20 protein-coding genes are annotated in these 17,368 nt (G+C 72.3%); 5 read left to right on the top strand and 15 right to left on the bottom strand.

Annotation, left to right across the window (positions count from 1 at the left end; translation table 11 throughout):
- Nucleotides 1-44 precede the first annotated feature (44 nt).
- The 3 genes from ACIDOF_RS23260 to ACIDOF_RS23250 form a co-directional block, all read right to left on the bottom strand.
- Entirely contained in the window at nucleotides 45-1,070 is a 1,026-nt protein-coding gene (locus ACIDOF_RS23260; protein WP_409007973.1) for a 6-phosphofructokinase, read from the bottom strand.
- Nucleotides 1,071-1,301: 231 nt separating this feature from the next.
- The gene (locus ACIDOF_RS23255) at nucleotides 1,302-2,030 is read right to left on the bottom strand and encodes a type 1 glutamine amidotransferase (protein ID WP_409007972.1); all 729 of its coding nucleotides are present in this window, start codon (nucleotides 2,028-2,030) and stop codon (nucleotides 1,302-1,304) included.
- Between the two features lie 54 nt (nucleotides 2,031-2,084).
- The gene (locus ACIDOF_RS23250; RefSeq protein WP_409007970.1) at nucleotides 2,085-3,332 is read right to left on the bottom strand and encodes a MurT ligase domain-containing protein; all 1,248 of its coding nucleotides are present in this window, start codon (nucleotides 3,330-3,332) and stop codon (nucleotides 2,085-2,087) included.
- Nucleotides 3,333-3,470: 138 nt separating this feature from the next.
- Between ACIDOF_RS23250 and def the strand changes: the two genes are divergently transcribed.
- Complete coding sequence (gene def / locus ACIDOF_RS23245) at nucleotides 3,471-4,019, top strand: peptide deformylase (RefSeq protein WP_409007969.1); 549 nt, start codon at nucleotides 3,471-3,473, stop codon at nucleotides 4,017-4,019.
- Between the two features lie 119 nt (nucleotides 4,020-4,138).
- Here the strand turns inward: def and ACIDOF_RS23240 are convergent, their stop codons facing one another.
- A complete protein-coding gene (locus tag ACIDOF_RS23240; protein WP_409007968.1) occupies nucleotides 4,139-4,783 on the bottom strand; it encodes a TetR family transcriptional regulator in 645 nt (214 codons plus the stop codon).
- Between the two features lie 172 nt (nucleotides 4,784-4,955).
- Between ACIDOF_RS23240 and ACIDOF_RS23235 the strand changes: the two genes are divergently transcribed.
- On the top strand, nucleotides 4,956-6,182 hold the full coding sequence (locus ACIDOF_RS23235; protein ID WP_409007967.1) for an acyl-CoA dehydrogenase family protein: 1,227 nt from the start codon (nucleotides 4,956-4,958) through the stop codon (nucleotides 6,180-6,182).
- Between the two features lie 83 nt (nucleotides 6,183-6,265).
- Here ACIDOF_RS23235 and ACIDOF_RS23230 read toward each other — a convergent pair whose 3' ends face one another.
- Nucleotides 6,266-6,340 (bottom strand): 50S ribosomal protein bL37, encoded by a 75-nt coding sequence (locus tag ACIDOF_RS23230; protein WP_372460710.1) that lies wholly within the window; start codon nucleotides 6,338-6,340, stop codon nucleotides 6,266-6,268.
- A 161-nt stretch (nucleotides 6,341-6,501) separates the two neighbouring features.
- Here ACIDOF_RS23230 and ACIDOF_RS23225 point away from each other — a divergent pair, with 161 nt between their 5' ends.
- On the top strand, nucleotides 6,502-6,849 hold the full coding sequence (locus ACIDOF_RS23225) for a VOC family protein (RefSeq protein WP_409007965.1): 348 nt from the start codon (nucleotides 6,502-6,504) through the stop codon (nucleotides 6,847-6,849).
- 106 nt (nucleotides 6,850-6,955) lie between these two features.
- Nucleotides 6,956-7,492 (top strand): hypothetical protein, encoded by a 537-nt coding sequence (locus ACIDOF_RS23220; protein ID WP_409007964.1) that lies wholly within the window; start codon nucleotides 6,956-6,958, stop codon nucleotides 7,490-7,492.
- Nucleotides 7,493-7,504: 12 nt separating this feature from the next.
- Here the strand turns inward: ACIDOF_RS23220 and ACIDOF_RS23215 are convergent, their stop codons facing one another.
- The 8 genes from ACIDOF_RS23215 to ACIDOF_RS23180 all read right to left on the bottom strand — a co-directional run bounded on the left by ACIDOF_RS23215 (nucleotide 7,505) and on the right by ACIDOF_RS23180 (nucleotide 14,739).
- Nucleotides 7,505-8,068, bottom strand: a complete 564-nt coding sequence (locus tag ACIDOF_RS23215; protein WP_409007963.1) for a 2'-5' RNA ligase family protein — start codon at nucleotides 8,066-8,068, stop codon at nucleotides 7,505-7,507.
- The gene (locus ACIDOF_RS23210; RefSeq protein WP_409007962.1) at nucleotides 8,065-8,610 is read right to left on the bottom strand and encodes an AAA family ATPase; all 546 of its coding nucleotides are present in this window, start codon (nucleotides 8,608-8,610) and stop codon (nucleotides 8,065-8,067) included. Before ACIDOF_RS23210 ends, ACIDOF_RS23215 begins: the two co-directional genes overlap by 4 nt.
- Before the next feature lie 43 nt (nucleotides 8,611-8,653).
- A complete protein-coding gene (locus ACIDOF_RS23205; RefSeq protein ID WP_409007961.1) occupies nucleotides 8,654-9,349 on the bottom strand; it encodes an HAD family hydrolase in 696 nt (231 codons plus the stop codon).
- A gap of 81 nt (nucleotides 9,350-9,430) precedes the next feature.
- Nucleotides 9,431-10,156: a phosphatase PAP2 family protein gene (locus ACIDOF_RS23200; RefSeq protein ID WP_409007960.1), complete on the bottom strand. Its 726-nt coding sequence runs from the start codon at nucleotides 10,154-10,156 to the stop codon at nucleotides 9,431-9,433.
- Between the two features lie 617 nt (nucleotides 10,157-10,773).
- A complete protein-coding gene (locus ACIDOF_RS23195; protein WP_409007958.1) occupies nucleotides 10,774-11,709 on the bottom strand; it encodes a M56 family metallopeptidase in 936 nt (311 codons plus the stop codon).
- A gap of 309 nt (nucleotides 11,710-12,018) precedes the next feature.
- Entirely contained in the window at nucleotides 12,019-12,639 is a 621-nt protein-coding gene (locus tag ACIDOF_RS23190) for a DUF5134 domain-containing protein (RefSeq protein ID WP_409007957.1), read from the bottom strand.
- Between the two features lie 175 nt (nucleotides 12,640-12,814).
- Nucleotides 12,815-14,107, bottom strand: a complete 1,293-nt coding sequence (locus ACIDOF_RS23185; protein WP_409007956.1) for a cytochrome P450 — start codon at nucleotides 14,105-14,107, stop codon at nucleotides 12,815-12,817.
- Nucleotides 14,108-14,352: 245 nt separating this feature from the next.
- Complete coding sequence (locus tag ACIDOF_RS23180; RefSeq protein WP_409007954.1) at nucleotides 14,353-14,739, bottom strand: VOC family protein; 387 nt, start codon at nucleotides 14,737-14,739, stop codon at nucleotides 14,353-14,355.
- A 309-nt stretch (nucleotides 14,740-15,048) separates the two neighbouring features.
- Between ACIDOF_RS23180 and ACIDOF_RS23175 the strand changes: the two genes are divergently transcribed.
- Nucleotides 15,049-15,570 carry a GNAT family N-acetyltransferase gene (locus ACIDOF_RS23175; protein ID WP_409008125.1) on the top strand — a complete coding sequence of 174 codons (522 nt, stop codon included), beginning with the start codon at nucleotides 15,049-15,051 and terminating at the stop codon, nucleotides 15,568-15,570.
- A 32-nt stretch (nucleotides 15,571-15,602) separates the two neighbouring features.
- Here the strand turns inward: ACIDOF_RS23175 and ACIDOF_RS23170 are convergent, their stop codons facing one another.
- Together ACIDOF_RS23170 and ACIDOF_RS23165 are read right to left on the bottom strand one after the other, a co-directional pair.
- Complete coding sequence (locus ACIDOF_RS23170; protein WP_409007953.1) at nucleotides 15,603-16,286, bottom strand: glycerophosphodiester phosphodiesterase; 684 nt, start codon at nucleotides 16,284-16,286, stop codon at nucleotides 15,603-15,605.
- 457 nt (nucleotides 16,287-16,743) lie between these two features.
- Nucleotides 16,744-17,310, bottom strand: coding sequence for a helix-turn-helix transcriptional regulator (locus ACIDOF_RS23165; RefSeq protein WP_409007952.1), 567 nt, complete (start codon nucleotides 17,308-17,310; stop codon nucleotides 16,744-16,746).
- Nucleotides 17,311-17,368: the final 58 nt, after the last annotated feature.

Genomic DNA, 17,368 nt, shown 5'->3' with positions numbered 1-17,368 from the left:
GACTTCGGCCGGGGGCGGTTCGGGGCAGCTGAGGACAGGAGCGATCAGAGGACGGTCTCGGCCTCCGCGTACCGGTCCTCGGGCACGGTCTTCAGGGTCTCGACGGCCTGCGCGAGCGGCGCCATGACGATCTCGGTGCCCTGCAGCGCGGTCATCATGCCGAACTCCCCGCGGTGCGCGGCCTCCACGGCGTGCCAGCCGAACCGGGTCGCGAGGACGCGGTCGTACGCGGTGGGGGTGCCGCCGCGCTGGACGTGGCCGAGGATCACCGGGCGGGCCTCCTTGCCGAGGCGCTGCTCCAGCTCGACGGAGAGCTGCCGGGCGATGCCGGCGAACCGCTCGTGGCCGTAGATGTCCTTGCCGCCCTCGTCGAACTCCATCGAGCCGGCGCGCGGCTTGGCGCCCTCGGCGGCGACGACGATGGCGAACTTCTTGCCGGCCTCGAAGCGGGCGCCGACCTTCGCGGTCAGCTCCTCGATGTCGAAGGGCCGCTCGGGCACGACGATCGCGTGGGCGCCCGCCGCCATACCGGAGTTGAGGGCGATCCAGCCGGTGTGCCGGCCCATGACCTCGACGATCAGGACGCGCTGGTGCGACTCGGCGGTGGTCTTCAGGCGGTCGAGCGCCTCGGTGGCGACGCCGACCGCGGTGTCGAAGCCGAACGTCACGTCGGTGACCGCGATGTCGTTGTCGATGGTCTTCGGGACGCCGACGATGGGCAGTCCGGCGTCGGAGAGCAGCCGGGCCGCCTTCAGCGTGCCCTCGCCGCCGATCGGGATGATCGCGTCGAGCCCGAGCTCCGCGACGTGGCCCTTGGCCCGCTCGACGCCGTCCCGCAGATGCGCGGGCTGGACGCGGGAGGAGCCGAGGATGGTGCCGCCGCGGGCGAGGATGCCGGCCACCGCGTCGAGGTCGAGCTTGCGGTAGTCGCACTCGAGCAGGCCCTTCCACCCGTCGTGGAAGCCGATGACCTCGTCGCCGTGGTCGGCGACGGCACGGTGCACGACCGAGCGGATGACCGCGTTGAGGCCGGGGCAGTCGCCGCCGGAGGTGAGGACACCAATACGCATGACCCAAGAACCCTTGCAACGTGGGCGGATGACCGGACCACGTCGTCCGGTTGATTCTGCGTCACCCTACTAGTGCGGAGCGACCGCGCCGAATCCGTTCCACGGGCCGGTCACCGCCCCAGGTGACAAAAACGCCTCAGGGGCCGTGAAGGCCCCTGAGGCGTCCGCTCAAGCGTGCTGAGGCCCGCTCAGGCGGGCCGACCGACCCCGCTCATGCGGTGGTCAGCCCGCTCATGCGGGCTGGGTGGCGGCGGCGATCCGCTCGTCGCGCAGCGCCTCGTACCAGCGGTCGTCGACCTGCGGCAGCGCGTTCACATCGAGCGCGAGCCGCAGCAGCATGTCGGCGATCTGCGGGTTCCGGGCGAGCACCGGGCCGTGCATGTACGTGCCGAACACCGTGTCGTTGTACGCGCCCTCGGTGCCGTCGCCGGTGCCGTTGCCCTTGCCGAGGCGGACGCGGGCGAACGGGCGGGCCGTCGGGCCGAGGTGCGTGACGCCCTGGTGGTTCTCGAACCCGGTCAGCTGCGGCAGGCCGAGCGGCTCGTCGATGTCGGCGAGCACGTCACCGACGCAGCGCTCGCCCTCGCCGCGGGTGGAGACCACGTCGAGCAGGCCGAGGCCGGGCTCGCGCTGGCCGAGGTCGTTGATGAACTCGTGGCCGAGGATCTGGTAGCCCGCGCACACCGAGAACACGATCGCGCCGTTGGCGACCGCGCGGCTCAAGTTGCCGTCGCGGCGCAGCCGTTCGGCGGCGAGCCGCTGCGGACGGTCCTCGCCGCCGCCGATCAGGTAGATGTCACCGGAGGTCGGCACCGGCTGGTCGCTGCGTACGTCGTGGCGCTCCACGGGCACGCCGCGCTGGTTGGCCCGGCGCTCCACGACGAGGGCGTTGCCCTGGTCGCCGTAGGTGCTGAGCAGGTCCGGGTAGACCCACACCAGACGAAGACTGTTGTCGCTCATGCTTCTTCGGTCCTTAAAAGCCTTGGCCTTGGGGGAAAAGCCTTGGGATGCGGGTCAGTTGCCGACGCGGCGGCGCAGGTCCTGGAAGGCGGTGTAGTTGGCGATCGCCTCGATCCGTCCGGGCGGGGCCAGCTGCACGGCCTCGTCGACGCTGTCGCAGACCCGGAACTCCAGGCCGGCCACCTCGAGGCGCACGGCCAGGTCCAGCTTGCGGTCGCCGATCACGAAGATCGGGTGGCCGGCGAGGCGGGTGTAGTCGACGTCCCAGAGCCAGGAGGTGTCGGTGCCGTCGGCGCCGCGCGCGTTCACCGAGAGGATGACCGGGGTGGGCGGCGGGTCGATCAGGGAGAACGTCTCGAGCCAGCCGGCCGGGTTCTTGGCGAGCAGCAGCCGCAGGTCGCGGTTCATGAACTGCACGACGTCGTACCGCCCGGCGACCGCCTGCACCTTGTACATCCGCTCCAGGGCGACCTGCGGCGGGACGCCGAAGGCGGCGGCGACGGCGGCGGAGCTGGTGGCGTTGGCCTTGTTGGCGCGGCCGGGCAGCTGCAGCTGGATCGGCCAGGCCGAGCCGTGCGGGTCGAGGACGTGGTCGCCGCTCAGCGCCCAGCTCGGCGCGGGGCGGCGGAAACCGCACTCGCCGCAGAACCAGTCGTCGCCGGGGCGCTGCATGACGCCGCCGCAGGACGGGCACGACCAGGCGTCGTCCTTCCACTCCTGGCCGGCCGCGACCCACACCACGTTCGGCGAGGAGGAGGCGGCCCACACCACGAGCGGGTCGTCGGCGTTGGCGATGATGGTGGCCTTGGAGCCGGCGAGGCCCTCGCGCCACCTCTCGGCGAGCATGCGGGTCTCGGCGGCCCGGTCGAGCTGGTCGCGGGAGAGGTTGAGCAGGGCGATGGCCTTGGGGGCCACGTCGCGTGCGACTCCGGCGAGGTACTTCTCGTCGACCTCGATCACGCCGAACTTGGCGTCCGAGCCGCCGGCGAGTGCCGAGGTGATGCCCGCGGGCATGTTCGCGCCGAGCGCGTTGGACACCACGGGGCCGGCTGCGCCGAGCGCCTCCGCGATGAGCCGTGTGGTGGTGGTCTTGCCGTTGGTCGCCGAGACCAGCACCACGTCGAGGTGCTGGGCGAGCCGGCCGAGCAGATCCGGGTCGAGCTTCAGGGCCACGCGGCCGCCGATCACCGATCCGCTGCCGCGGCCCGCGGCCCGCGAAGCCGCCGCGACCGCCTTGCCGGCCGTCACGGCCAGCTTGGCCCGCGGCGTCAGCGGGTCTGCACCACCCGGGTTTGCTGCCATCGTCCTTGTTCCTCCTTGCTTCCGGCGCCGCGCCTGCCCCCGGCACTGGTCGCCTCAGCCTATCGAGATCCCCGCCGGTGCCTGAACTGCGGCACCGTGACGCCGGCCGCAATACACCGGAACGTACCCTTGACGGCTATGCGACACGGATCGATCCCGGGCAGTTCCGGGCGCGTACGGCCCATGACCCTGCTCGGCGACCCCGTGCTGCACGGGCCCTGCGAGGACGTCACCGACTTCGGCCCCGAACTGTCCCGGTTGATCGAGGACATGTTCGCGACCATGTACGCGGCGGACGGCGTGGGCCTCGCCGCCAACCAGATCGGCGTCCCGCAGCGGGTGTTCGTCTACGACTGCCCGGACGACGAGGACCGCCGCCACCTCGGGCACGTGGTCAACCCCCGCCTGGTGGCCGCCGACGGGGACACGGTACGCGGCCCGGAGGGCTGTCTGTCCCTGCCGGGTCTGGAGGCGCAGACTCCGCGCTTCGACCGGGCCGTGATCGAGGGCCTGGACCGCCGCGGCGAGCCGGTCCGCATCGAGGGCACGGGCTGGTTCGCCCGCTGCCTCCAGCACGAGCACGACCACTTGGAGGGTGCGGTCTACCCGGACCGGCTGGGGAGTTGGCGCCGAGGCAGGGTTCTGCGGGCTGCACGCCGCGCACGGTGGGCCGCCCCGCCCCGATAGGGGCGCAGGGAACTGCGCGCCCGGCCACGACGGCGGGAAGGCCGACCGACAGCCGCTGCAAGCTTTCGGGAAGGGGCGGGGAGGGGATCGAAAGACCTGCGCCGAGCCGACCGTGCCCGTCAGAACCCCGGACCACCCTCACGATCCCCCGCGGCAGCGAGCCGCCCCCACAGCAGATCCGCCAGATCCCGCACCAACTCGGCGCGGGCGCAAGGCCGTTCGCCGAGCCACCAGTCGCCCGCGGCGTGCATCATGCCGACGATGCCGTGCCCCCAGACGCGCGCGAGCCGTTCGCTGTCCTCGCCGAGGTCGACCCGCTCGGCGATCACCTCGGCCAGCTCCTCGCCCAGCCTGCGCAGCAGCGGAGCGGAGTGCCGGCCCACGTCGAAGCCCTGCTCGCCGGGCGAGGCCGAGTCGGCCGGGTGCATCAGGAACCGGTAGACCTGCGGCGCGCCCTCGATCGCCGCGAGGTACGTGTCGAGGGTGTTCTCGACCCGGGCCCGGCGGTCGGACGGGGCGTCCAGGGCGGCGCGCAGGGAGGCGAGGAGCGCGTCGGTGTGACGCTTGGCGAGGGCCGCGTAGAGCCCGCCCTTGTCGCCGAAGTGCCGGTACAGGATGGGCTTGGTGATGCCCGCCTCGGCGGCGATGGCGTTCATCGACGCACCCGGGCCGTCGCGCAGCACGACCCTGTCCGCGGCCTCGAGCAGCTCCCGCTTGCGGCGCTCCGCCGCCTGGGCCTGCTCGGTCCGTTCTGTCGTGTCCATGGTGTTACTCCCCGCCCATGCGATTCCGTGACGCAACGCGCAACGTAACACCCCGCCGGTTCGAGGCCTCGAACGCATCGAACGCCGCCATGGAGTTGACACGCGCTACTGACGGGTAACAGACTCTTGTTACCGCAAGTAACAAGGTGTTGAAGGTGTGGAGGGGACGGGCATGGCCGAGTTCACCATGGACCTGAACGACGAGCAGAAGGAGGTCCGGGACTGGCTGCACGGCTTCGCCGCCGATGTGATCCGTCCGGCCGCCGCCGAGTGGGACGAGCGCGAGGAGACCCCCTGGCCCGTCATCCAGGAGGCCGCCAAGCTCGGCATCTACTCCCTGGACTTCTATGCCCAGCAGTTCTTCGACCCGACCGGCCTCGGCATCCCCATGACGATGGAGGAGCTGTTCTGGGGCGACGCGGGCATCGCCCTGTCCATCGTCGGCACCGGCCTCGCCGCCGTAGGCGTCCTCGCCAACGGCACCGAGGAGCAGATCGGCACCTGGGTCCCGCAGATGTACGGCGACGCCAATGACGTGAAGGTCGCCGCCTTCTGCTCCTCCGAGCCGGACGCGGGCTCCGACGTGGCGTCGATGCGCACCCGCGCCGTGTACGACGAGGCCAAGGACGAGTGGATCCTCAACGGCACGAAGACCTGGGCGACCAACGGCGGCATCGCCAACGTCCACGTCGTCGTCGCCTCCGTCGACCCCGAGCTCGGCTCCAAGGGCCACGCCTCGTTCATCGTGCCGCCGAACACCGAGGGCCTCTCGCAGGGCCAGAAGTTCCAGAAGCACGGCATCCGCGCCTCGCACACCGCCGAGGTCGTCCTGGAGAACGTCCGCGTCCCCGGCCACTGCCTGCTCGGCGGCAAGGAGAAGCTGGACGACCGCCTCGCTCGCGCCCGCGAGAAGGCCAAGAAGGGCGGCGAGCGCGTGAAGAACGCCGCGATGGCCACCTTCGAGGCGTCCCGCCCGGCCGTCGGCGCGATGGCGGTCGGCACCGCGCGTGCGGCGTACGAGGAGGCGCTCGAGTACGCGAAGACGCGTGAGCAGTTCGGCCGGCCGATCATCGACAACCAGGGCGTCGCCTTCCAGCTCGCCGACATGCGCACCCAGATCGACGCCTCGCGCCTGCTCGTCTGGCGCGCCTCGTGGATGGCCACCACGGGCAAGAAGTTCGAGAACGCCGAGGGCTCGATGTCCAAGCTGTACGCGAGCGAGACCGCCAAGAAGGTCACCGCGCAGGCGATCCAGATCCTCGGCGGCAACGGCTACACCCGCGAGTACCCGGTGGAGCGCATGCACCGCGACTCCGCGATCTACACGATCTTCGAGGGCACGAGCGAGATCCAGCGCCTCGTCATCGCGCGGACGCTGTCGGGCATGCCGATCCGCTAGACCCGGCCCGCCGGGCCTCGTTCCCGCGCGTACGTGACAGCCCCCGCCCGATCCCTCGGGCGGGGGCCGTTGTGGCGCGTGGCTCAGGTGTTGGGGCGCTTGCCGTGGTTCGCGCCCTTCTTCTTGCGGGCCCGGCGCTTGTTTCCTCGCTTGGACATGGCGGCGGCTCCTTGCCGTACGTGCCGACATTCCGGTCGATATCGGCGTGCTGGCCAGTCTAGGAACGGGTCGTCCGACGCCGCATGTCGATGAGTTCCGGAGGCCGGGGGAGTCGGTAGGGGTGGACCAGGTGAACCCTCCGTCCGAAAGGTCTGTGCTCATGTCCTTCACCCATGTCCTCGCAGTGGCCCCGGTACGCGACGTCGACGCCGCCGTCGCCTGGTACGAGCGCCTGCTCGGCCGGCCCGCCGACGCCCGCCCCATGCCCGGCCTCGCCGACTGGCACATCGCGCCGTACGCGTGGCTGCAGGTGTTCCAGGCGCCGGAGCAGGCCGGGAGCACGCTCGTGAACCTCGTCGTCGACGACCTCGACAAGACCCTCGCCGACCTCGCCGCCCGCGAGATCACGCCGGGCCCGGTGCAGACGGGTGCGCAGCGCGTGCGGTTCGCGGCCGTCGAGGACCCGGACGGCAATCGCGTCACACTGATCGAGAACCCGGTCGCCTGAGCCGTTCCGGCAGGTGAGCGGGCGTGCAGCGGGCGTTGTCAGTGGGTCCCCCTAGCATCGGAGACCGGTGGCCAGAGCGGCCGGCCTCACGGGGGAGGGGACTGAGATGCGCAAGCCTGTCGACGGCGAAGTGAGCGTCCACTACGGACAGATCTACGTGTTGAGCGACGGGGACGGTGACCTGCCGGACCTGCACGACGCGTTCGCGGGCCAGTCCGCGGGCCTGTGCGGCGCCGCCGTCCCCGGAGCGCTCTGGCTGGTCACCGGCCTCCACACCAGGGACGTGGGCTTCACGGTCGAGGTGCACGACGGCCCGGCCCCCGAGCCCGGCCCGGAGTGGGAGGAGGTCGTGGAGGTGTCCTACCGCCCGCACTCGGACCGGGCCCAGCTGGAGGAGTGGGGCGGCTCGTCCACGTACGAGCTGGGGCTGCGGGCGGTCGACCACCGGGTCCGGTACTGCGCGCAGGGCATGGACGCGGCCGGCGAGCTGGACACGCGGATCGACGAAGAGCAGGCGGACCGCTATCTCCTGCAGTTCTGGCCCGCCCCGCCGGAGCCGGACCGCATAGTGCGGCAGACCGCGGAGGTCGCCCGGTACTGGCACGGCTTCGCCCGCGAACGGTGCAACTCCCGCTCTGCGTGAGGCAGTTCGGGGTCAGTCGTCGCGCAGCGGGTAGGCCTTGTGGTCCTGCCAGGCGGTGCCGTCCCAGACGATCAGGTCGACGGCCCTGACGCGGACCGTCAGCGGCAGTTGCGGGGCGAGCTCCGCCTCCAGCGCGTCGTAGGCGGCGCGCCACGTGTCCGGGCCCGCGTCGTTGGCGAGCGTCAGATGCGGGGCGAGAGCCGTCTCGCCGAAGATCCCGCGGTACGGCACGGCCTCCGGCCAGGTCGCCGTGAGCTCCTTGGTGAGCGCCGTGACCGGCTCGTGCGGCCACGGGTCCAGGTACAGCACGCCCGGGTAGCGGCCGAACTCCGCGAAGGTCAGCTCGAACGCGCTGTGCCCGCCGAACAACGCCCCGAGCCGCGCGTCCGTGCCCGCGTCGAGACGGCACACGGGGAGGAACGGGTAGAGCACGGTGACATGCGCGGGAAAGGGCGCCCGCACGAGGTGATCGGCGGCAGGCACCTTGATGGTGAGCGCGGTGTCGCCGGGCTGGTCGGGCCAGCCTCGGGGGGTGTCGGGGGCGGGCCGTGCGCGGTCTTTCGGGTCGGTGTTCACGGGGACGGGAGTTCGTGAAGGTGGTTCAACACCGCGTCGGTCAGGCGTTGTTGGGGGAGGAGGCCGTCGAGGTGGATCGTGCGCGCGGGGAGGGTGGCGACGGCGGCCGTGCAGGGAGCGATCATCGCGCGGCACCAGCGCTTGGCGGCCGCGTCGCGCTCCGGATCGCCGGGGGCGACGGTCCGCTGGTCGATGCGCCGCTCCAGCTCCTCCGGCGGCACGCGCAGGAAGAAGTGGTGCAGCGTGACCCCGGCGCGGTCGAACGTGTCGAAGATCTCCGCCGTGTACCGGGGGTCGATCAGCGTCATCGGCACGAGCAGCGGACGCTCGTACTCCGTGACCAGGCCGAGGGCGAGCTCCGCGACCTGGCGGCGCCACAGCGGGAGGTCCTGGAAGTTGCCCGTGGGCACGTCGACGATGCGGCGCAGGACCTGGCCCGCGTCCTCCGGATCGAAGACGAGCGCCGACGGAAGCCGCCGCCGCAGGTTGTCCACCAGGGTCGTCTTGCCGCTGCCGAACGCGCCGTTGATCCAGACGATCATTCCCGGAACGTAACACCGGGCGCGAACTCCCCGGCGGCCGGGGTCAGTCGAGGAGGGCGAGCACCGGCTCCAGACCCGCAGGGCGCTGCTCGACGGGAAGGTGATCCACGAAATGCACCGCGCAGCCCAGCGCGGCCGCGCCCCCGTCCGAATGCGGTTCGTCGCCCACCATCAGCGTGTCCCCGGCCGGCACCCCGAGCATCTCGCAGGCCACGGCGAACAGCCGCGGATCGGGCTTCCGCACCCCGTGCTCGTACGACAGGACGTACGCGTCGACGTACCGGTCGAGGCGGTGCGCGCGGAAGATCGGGCGGAGGTCCCAGCCGATGTTGCTGACCACGCCGACGAGCAGGCCGCGTTCCTTGAGCGCGGCGAGGACGTCGGCGGTGTCCGGGTAGGGGCGCCAGGCGGCCGGGGTCTTGTGCCGGTCGTACAGCGCCTCGTGGAGGCCCGGCGCGGGCAGCGGCACCTCGCGGGAGAGGCCGGTGTACGCGGCGCGGTGCCGTTCGGCGCTCACGTCCCGGGTGGTCCACAGCTCCTCCAGGTGCGCGGGAACCGAGCCGGGCGGGGCGCCGCCGGGGAGGGCGCCGGCGGCTTCGAGTTCGGCGACGTAATGCCTGAACTCCTCGTCGGCGAGGGTGAGTTCGCAGGCCTCGAGGGTGGCGCGGAGCCAGGACTCGGTGGATTCGATGCGGAGCAGGGTTCCGGAGAAGTCGAAGAGCACGCCCTTGATCGCCATGTACCGATCCTCGGGGCGCGGCCGGAGCCGGTCAAGAACGCCCCGGTACGGTTGGGAACGCCCGCCTCGGCGCGGGCCTCGTCAACGGCTTGCCTCGCCGTGCGTCGCCTGGCGGGCCCCGCGCCCGTAGAGGAGCGCGGTGAGCAGGACCAGGAAGGCGCCGAGGAGCCAGCCGCCGAGGACGTCCGACGGCCAGTGCACGCCGAGCCAGACGCGGGTCCAGCCCACGCCCGCGACCGAGACGGCGGTGACGGCCAGCGCCGTCAGCCACAGGGCCCGGCCCGCGCGGCGCAGCGCGAGCACCCACAGGACGAGGCCGCCGACGACGGTCGCGGTCATCGCGTGCCCGGACGGGAACGCCGCGAAGTTGGCGCTGTCCACCGGGTCCGGCCAGGTGGGCCGATCCTTGTCGACGACGGCCTTCAGGGCCTGCTGGAGCAGCGAGGCGATGAGGCAGCTCGCGCCCACCCACACCGCGAGCCGCCGGTCGCCGAGCCACCACAGCCACCCGACGAGTACCGCGCAGAGCGCGCGCATCGTCCACGGGTCCCACACCCAGTCGGTGAGGATCCGGTTGGCGTGCGTCAGCGTGGGATCGGCGACGGCCCAGCGGTGGGTCGTGCGGGACAGCGAGGTGTCGGCGTCGAACAGCGGCGTCCAGCCGACGGCCACGCCGCACACCAGGAGCGCGGTGAGCACCCCGAGCACGACGGTGGCCACCCGCCCTGCCGGACCGGCGAGGGGCGTCGATCGCCCTTCTGGCTGGGGCGAGTTCAAGGGGGCGTCGGAGCGCGGTGCGGAGTGCATACGAAGATCCTCGCCGAAGCGGGCAGCCGCGGGCCAACGCCCTACGAAACCGCGCGCCGATGCCCTGGCCGGACTCGGGTGCCGACGGCCTGCCCGGGCCCGCGCGCGGACGTTCCGGCGGGGCCTGCGCTGGTGCTGTGGCGGGCCGTGTGCCGGCGGCCTACCCGGGCCCGCGCGTCGACGGCCACTTGAGCCCGTGCCGGGGGCCGTGCGTCGACGCCTCGCCCGAGCCTGCGCCGATGTCCTGCCCGGGCCAGGGTTCCGAAGTCCCACCCGATCCTGCGTACCGATGCCTCTGCCCGAGCCCGCGTGCGGACGCCTCACCTGGGCCTGCGCGCCGACGCCTGCCGAGCTCATTGCCCTGCCCGGGCCAGCGTGCCGACGGGCCTTCGGACTCGTGTCGATGCCGAGCCGGGGTCGTGGGCTTCCCAGGCGGGCCCCCGTGCCAATGCCTGTCCGAGGCCGCGTGGGGACGCCCCCTTGAGCCTGTTTTCTGGCCGGCCCTTGGGCCTGTGTGCCGAAGGGCGTCGGGCGGGGAAGTTCCCGACTGTGGCCGCAGAGGGCCCGTCCGCTCAGCAGGCCTGGAGGCCCGGAGGACAGCCCCCGGGGACGGAGGTTCAGCGGAGCGCCGAGAGGCCCGGTACGAACGTGACGAGTACGGGAATGACCGGCACCAGCGCGGCCGTCGCGGTCAGGCTGAGCCTGCGGCCCGCGGTGAGCCGGGGCAGCGGGGCCAGCAACCGGTGCACGCGCTGCGGGACTTCGGCCGTGGTGGCGGGGCAGGGGCCGAACACGCCCCGGTGCTCGTTGAGTTCGACCAGGGCGAGCGCGATCGTGAGGCGGCCGAAGCGGCGGGACGCCACGTCGTCGGCGGCCAGCTCGACCAGGCGGTGCATCTCGTCGCGGAACGCGGCGAACACCCGGACCTGCGGGAAACCGTTGGCGAGCGCGGCGGAGGAGTGCAGCAGCCAGTCGTGCCGGGCCTGTGCGTGGCCCTGCTCGTGGGCGAGCACCGCGTCGAGCTGACGGCCCTTCAGGCGCCGCAACGCGGCTGTGGTGATGACCAGTTGGGGTGCGGCGCCGGGCAGCCACCAGGCGTCCGGACGCTCGCCTTCCAGGACGACGAGCCGGTCTGTGCCGGGCTCCTCGCCGGGCAGCAGCGGAGAGCGCACGAGCAGCTCCGCGCGGCGCGCGCGGCGCCGGGCGCGCGCCCGGAACACCTCACGGCTCAGCATCGCCGCCGACCACGCCCCACCCAGCGCGAGGGTGACCGCGGTGGCTGCGGCCCAGGGCCCGGCGGCCGAGAGTGCGTACGCCTCGACGACCCCCTGCGGCGCGTGCGCGAAGAGCTGGCCTCGTACGGCCTGCCATGCGGCGGCGGCGCTCAGCGTCATCGACAGGGCGCAGCACAGCAGCACGGCCGCGACCACGCACTGCCACACCCACAGTGCGACCACGGGTTCGCGCTCCGGCCACTCGGAGCGGGCAAGGAGTCTGGGGCCCACGACGGCGGTCAGCGCGCCGAGCATGAGCAGGGCGACGGGCACCAACATGGCCCCAGCCTATGAGCCAGGGCTACCCGAGGGTATGGGCTGGCGCGTCAAGTGACGTACGCCACGGATTTCGTAGCCGCCGGGCGGGGAAACGCGTGCGCGGGCCGACGCAGAGCCGCAATCGGGCCGTCGTGCGGAGCAAGCCAATCCGCTTTGCCGTTGTACGGAGCGAGCCAATCCGCTTTGCTGTCGTACGGAGCGAGCCGACCGCTCCACGGCGCGAGCCGGCCGCTTCACGGCGCCAGCCAATCCGCTCCAGGGCGTGAGACGACCCCTTCACGGAGCGAGTCAATCCCCCTTCGCCCGGCCTCACATGGTCAGCAGCATCGCGAACATCCCGATCCCCATGGAGAGTCGGCAGGCCAGCGCCAGTTCCGCCCGGTCGCCCCAGGCCATGACCGCCGTCGACGGAACAGCCGCCGGTGCGGAGGCGGGTACGAGGCGCAGCCCGGCCCTCAGCACGTACGCGGCGAAGTACAGCAGCAGCACGCCCGTGACCAGCGGAACGCCCACCGGGCCCGCGTGCCCCGCGTGCCCGGAGGAGCCCGGCGGGACCGAGGCCATCGCCACCGACATGTAGACCATCGCCAACGACCCGACGAGATGGTGCAGATGATGCCCGCCCCCACGCCCCCGAGCCGCCTCCGCACCCCCGTGTCCCAGGGCCGCGCCCCCGTGCCCCCGCGCGTTCCACAACGCGCGCACCGCGGCCGCGCCGAACACCACCCCGTACGCCCACCACGCCCAGCGGGGTTGGCCGAAGGCCGCGGCGGGGACGGCCATGAGCGCCATCCCGAACCCCATGAGGGCCTCACCGCCCGCCGCGCTGCGCTGCTCGGCGACCGGGCTGCGCATCCGCAGCAGGCAGTACGCCCCGGTCGCCGCGCACAGCACGACGAGCAGCCACCCGGCCAGTGCCGGTCCGTGCACGGCACACCTCCCCCTCCGTCACCGTCGACGCATCGGCACTCATCGGTGTCGACAGGTCGATTCCCGGTGCGGTCGTGCCGTACGCGGCGCACGGGTGTACGCGGGGAGCACGCACCGGTGGGAGCGCGGTCCGGGCGCAGGCCCCACCGGGGGGCGAGGGGAGCGCGGCGGCGGGTCAGCGCAGGTGGACCGGCAGGTTCTCCACGCCGTACACGATGGACAGCTTGCGGAAGTCGAGTTCGTCGGGCCGGACGGCCAGCTTCATCTCGGGGAAGCGGCGCAGCAGCGCGGGATAGGCGGCGCGGAGTTCCATGCGGGCCAGCTCGGCGCCGATGCAGCGGTGGATGCCGTAGCCGAAGGCGAGGTGGCCGGAGGCCTTGCGGTCCGGGTCGAAGGCGCCGCGGTCGCCGCCGGTGAAGCGCGGGTCGCGGTTGGCTCCGCTGAGGGAGCACAACATCATGTCGCCCTTGGGGATGTGCACCCCGGCTATCTCGATGTCCTCCCGCGCGAAGCGGGGGAACGCCAGCTGCACGACGGTCAGATAGCGCAGCGCCTCCTCGACGAAGGGGGCCGCCGCCGCGTCGTCGTCACGGACCTTGGCGAAGGCCCGCGGGTCCTGGAGGAGGACCAGGGAGCCGAGTGCCAGCATGCTCGCGGTGGTCTCGAAACCGCCGGTCAGGACGCCGTCGGCGAGGCCGGCCAGCTCCTCGTCCCCGACGGTGTCGCCGTGCTCGCGGACGATCATGCCGAGCAGTCCGTCACCGGGCTTCTCGCGCTGCTTCTTCACGACGTCGCGGAAGTAGTCGAGCGAGGCGGAGGTGTGGCCGAACGGGGCTATCGCGCCGTCGGACAGGTCGAAGCGGGCCATGCTGAGCTGCTGGAAGTCGTGCCGGTCCTCGTACGGGACGCCGAGCAGTTCGCAGATCGTCAGGGACGGGATCGGCAGGGCGAAGGACTGCACGAGATCGACCGGGCCCGGGCTGCGCTCCATCGAGTCCAGGCAGTCGTTCACGATCTCGTCGATCCGCGGAGTCAGCCTGCGCAGGCGGCGCATGGTGAACTCCGGGGTGAGTATCTTCCGCAGCCGCGTGTGCACCGGCGGGTCCGCGAAGCCGAGGCCGCCCGGGTTCTGCTCCTCCATCACACCCGCGTTGCCCGCGAGGTTGGTGAAGTCCGTGCTGAACCCGTCGGTCGCGCCGAGCACCGCCTTCACCTCCTCGTGCCCCGTGACCACCCAGGCGTCCATGCCGAACGGCAGCGGCACCTTGGAGATCGGCGCCCGCTCCTGGGTACGGGTCAGTTGCGGCACCGGGTCGAGTCCCTCGCGGCGCAGCGGCATCAGGAGCTGCTCGGGCAGGAGCGAGATGGTGGACGATCCGATGCCGTGCTTCTTGATCCTGGCCAGGTACTTGCGCCCCAGCCGAGCGGCGATGCGGGATCGGAGATTCGCCCTCAATGTGAGCTCCATGGTCGACGTACAGCCCAGACTCTCGATGCGGTCTCGGTACAGGTGGGAGCGGTCAGCATAAGTGTCCGACCGGTACCCGTGGTGACCGAGGGGCGTCTCCGGGCTGGGAATCAGGGACGAATCAGGGACGCTCGGGCCCCGTCTCGGGGTTGCACGGATCGGGGCGTGCGATGTGGCACAGGGGGCGCGTGCGGGCGCCCGCGGGGGAGTGCGGTCGCAGGGTCACGGGGGTTACGGGCGGTACGTCACGGGCGGTGGCGCAGGGGGTGGTCGGCGGGGACCTCGACGAGCACGATGTCGTTCCCGTCCGGATCCGTGATCCACATCTCGATCAGGCCCCACGGCTCCCGCACCGGTTCCCGTACCGCGTCCACGCCCTTCGCCTGCAGTTCGTCGTACGCCGCGGCCACGTCCGCGACCTGCAGCCAGAGGCGGATGCCGGGCGACGGCGGGTGTTCGGCGCGGCCGGACAGTTCGAGGAAGCCGCCGCCGAGGAAGTACACGGTGCCGCGATCGGGGCCGGTGCCGAACTCGCGGTAGATGTCGAGGCCGAGGGTCTCGCCGTAGAACGTGCGGCTCCGCTCGGGGTCGACGGGGCGCAGGAGGGTGCGGCTGCTGAGTACGTGGACCATGGGAGGGCACTGTAACGGCGCGCTAGGCTCGACGGGCCGTGCCCGCGCACCGCGTTCCGCGTTCCGCATTCCGTTTCCGTTGTGGGAGCGGCTCCGCGCCGGGACGGCCGCAGACCGCCGCCGCGAGAGACGAAGGGCCGCACCGAGATGGACACCGCCACCGACACCGCTTCCGCCGCTGCTTCCGGCACCGCTTCCTCCGTTACTCCCGGCACCGTTACTTCCGGCACCGCTTCTGCCGCTTCCGTTTCGCCCACCGCCTCGGCTTCCTCCGCCTCGGCTTCCGCTTCTGGCGCCGCCACCGGCCAGTTGACGTTCCGCGACGCCACGGGGGCCGACGTCGACGTGCTCGTCGCGCTGATCGAGTCGGCGTACCGCGGCGACAGCAGCCGGGCCGGCTGGACCACGGAGGCGGACATCCTGGAGGGGCAGCGGACGGACCCGGACGGTGTGCGCGAGGTCGTCGAGGCGCCGGACAGCCGCCTGCTCGTCGTGGAGCGGGACGGCCGTGTGATCGCGTGCTGCCAGCTGGAACACCGGGGCGAGGCGGCGTACTTCGGGATGTTCGCGGTCAGCCCCGAGCTGCAGGGCGCGGGCCTCGGCAAGGTGATCATCGCGGAGGCGGAGCGCACGGCCCGCGCACAGTGGGGCGCACGGCAGATGCAGATGACGGTGATCTCGGTCCGCGAGGACCTGATCGCCTGGTACGAGCGCCGCGGCTACCGCCGTACGGGAGAGATGACCCCGTTCCCGTACGGCGACGAGCGCTTCGGCATCCCGCAGCGGGACGACCTGCAGTTCGAGCTGCTGGTGAAGCCGCTCGGCGACTGAACGGGCCGTCCCGCGGGGCGAGTCGGGGGTGCTCAGGCGGTGAAGCGGCCGGTGCGTTTGATCTCCGGGTAGTCGGTGGTGGCGCCGTCGAGTTCGAGGGCGCGGACCAGACGCAGGTGGTCCTGGGTGTTGACGACCCAGCCGATGATCCGCAGGTCCGCCTTGCGCGCGGCCTCGACGGTCTCCAGGGTCAGGCGGCGGATGTTGAGCACGAGCGTGCCCGCGCCGACGGCCACGGCACGCTCCACGACGTCCTTGCCGTAGCGGCTGGCGACGAGCGCGGTGCGTACGCCGGGGACGAGCCGGGAGATCTCCGCGATCGCCTCGTCGTGGAAGGAGAGCACCTCGACCCGGCTCACCAGATCGCGCCGGTGCATGACCTCGGCGAGGGCGCGGGCGGCGGCGACGTCCTTGATCTCCGCCTGCAGCGGGGCCTTGACGGCGTCCAGGACCTCCTCGAAGACCGGGATGCGCTCGCCCCGGCCGGCGTCGAGGGAGCGCAGCTCCTCCAGGGTCTTCTCGGCGATCGGGCCCTTGCCGTCGGTGGTGCGGTCGACCAGCGCGTCGTGCATGACGACGAGGGCGCCGTCCTTGCTGAGGTGCAGGTCGAGCTCGATGACGTCGAGGCCGGACTGCTCGGCGGCGACGAAGGACCGGAGGGTGTTCTCGGGCTCGACGCCCATGACTCCGCGATGACCGATGGTGAGGAAGTTCAAGGTTCACTCGCTTCCGTCGACGTGCTGCCTGACGCTGTCCAGCCGAGCCGCGGGGCAGTGCGGGCGGTCCGGGTCGTCCGGCGCGACGCGGCTCGCGGCTCGCGGCTCCGCCGGGTGCCCGTGGGTCCCGTCCGCGGGCAGGTCGACGGCCATTCACCGCGGTCGCGGGGCGAATGCCGAACTCGGAGTCCGAGCCACTGCGCAAGCTTGGCGAGGGTTCCTGCGGAGCGCAAGACGACGCTCGTGAACTTGTGCGCGCGGGTCAAGGAGCCTCGGCCCCTTTCACCCGAGGCCGGTGTTTAACCCTCGCGCCGGCCGCCAAGTCCCGCTCCCCGACCGGCCCCACGCGCCCCGAAAGGGGCGCGGGGAACTGCCCGACCGGCCACGACGGTGCGACAGCCGCACGAAAACCCCGAAGCGCGCCCGGGCCGGGGGCCCGGGAGGAGGGGGCCCGCCCCTACACCCCCTCCAGATCCACCAGCATCGCCTCCGCCAGCTCCACCTCCGCCAGCAGTCGCCGTTCGCTCCAGCGCAGTGCGACCTGCGGGTGGCCCCATGCCTCCACCCCGTCGGCGCGCCCGAGCGCCTCCCGTACCTCCTTCAACTCGGCCTGCGTACGTGCCACATGCTCGTGCACGAGGGCCCGCAGGTGTTCCGGGTCGGTGAGGTGGCCGAGCCAGACGCGCAGGAGGAGGGGGTGCTTGAGGACCGGCGCGCCGGGGTCCTGGGCGGCGCTCGCCCAGCGGGAGAGGGCGGCGCGGCCCGCCTCTGTGATCGCGTACGCCCGTTTCGTGCGCGGCTCCTCGGGGCCCGAGCGGCGCGACGTGGCGTACCCGTGGGACTCCAGGCGGCGCAGTTCGGCGTAGATCTGGCTGAGGGCGGGCGACCAGTAGAAGAAGCGGAGTGAGGAGTCGGCCCACTTCTTCAGCTCGTAGCCGGTGCGCTCGCCCGGGAACGAGAGCAGCCCGAGCACTGCCCAGGCCGTCGGAGGCATGTCCTGCGTGTCGTCCTCACCCATCGCCATGGCCGCATTGAAAGCCGCTCGACCGTCCCGCGCAATCCCTCGCGCCGTCCCCTGCCCG

Origin of the sequence: Streptomyces sp. Da 82-17 (assembly GCF_046098215.1) — a bacterium.
Lineage (GTDB): Bacteria > Actinomycetota > Actinomycetes > Streptomycetales > Streptomycetaceae > Streptomyces.
The sequence above is the reverse complement of the archived record's forward strand: the minus strand, read 5'-3'. Positions and strand labels throughout refer to the sequence as shown.